Raw genomic sequence first — 780 nt, 5'->3', positions numbered from 1 at the left:
CCAGTGATGACGTTGAGGATTTCGAGCTGGCCCTTGCTTTCGCGAAACTCGGCATCAGCGAGCGGGACGTTTTCGGCGACGGCTCCGGAGAGGTAGCGGAAGTTGCCGAGGGTAAGGCCGTGCTCCTTGATCAGAACGCGGGCGAACTTGGTTTCGGTTTGCTTGGTGGATTTGGTCTTTTCGTTGTCGGACATCTGCTTGATGAGTTGAGCTGAGGATTCGGCGGACATGAACTTGTCAGGATGGGATTCGGGGCGCGTCCAAAGTCATCACGGAGGCGGCGAGGTGCTTGTCGCCAGCCTTGGCGGACTCATGCGAAATGGCCTTGGTGTTGATCCACACGACGCCATTGGACGGGACATTCTCCGGCCACCAGCCGTGGATGTGATCCTTCAGCGCCTGCATGACGCTGTCGCGAGTGGTGGCTTCGTTCGCGGTGAGCAAACGTGAGGAAAAATAAGTGATGGTATAGGCTCCGTGGTAGAGCGCGGCCTTGGTCTTGCTGGTGTTTTTCTCCTCTTCCAGCTTCACCAGAATATGACTGCCGCGCAGGTTCGCGAGCTTGGCCGAAAATGCGCTGGTGAGCGTGTCGTCCCAAACCGTAACGCGACCCTTCATCGCCGGGATCTTCTTTTCGATCCGCTCAGCGATGGCAAAGGCGATGGTATGAAGTGGATAGCTCATGGTTAGAAATCGAGTAAGGGTTGCCCGCCGTAACGAACCGAGCTGCTGGCGGACGGCGGTTCCGCAATCGCGAAGGCTTTCGGGTCCATCCCGGAA

At 57.7% G+C, this 780-nt stretch carries 2 protein-coding genes; both read right to left on the bottom strand.

Annotated elements, in window-relative coordinates; all coding sequences use genetic code 11:
• Positions 1 to 230: hypothetical protein (locus tag JIN85_RS20670; protein WP_200274421.1), on the bottom strand; the 230-nt coding region annotated here is incomplete at its 3' end.
• A gap of 7 nt (positions 231 to 237) precedes the next feature.
• The gene (locus JIN85_RS20665; RefSeq protein ID WP_200274419.1) at positions 238 to 684 is read right to left on the bottom strand and encodes a hypothetical protein; all 447 of its coding nucleotides are present in this window, start codon (positions 682 to 684) and stop codon (positions 238 to 240) included.
• Positions 685 to 780 lie beyond the last annotated feature (96 nt).

It is taken from the genome of Luteolibacter pohnpeiensis (genome assembly GCF_016595435.1).
Taxonomy (GTDB): domain Bacteria; phylum Verrucomicrobiota; class Verrucomicrobiia; order Verrucomicrobiales; family Akkermansiaceae; genus Luteolibacter; species Luteolibacter pohnpeiensis.
The sequence above is the reverse complement of the archived record's forward strand: the minus strand, read 5'-3'. Positions and strand labels throughout refer to the sequence as shown.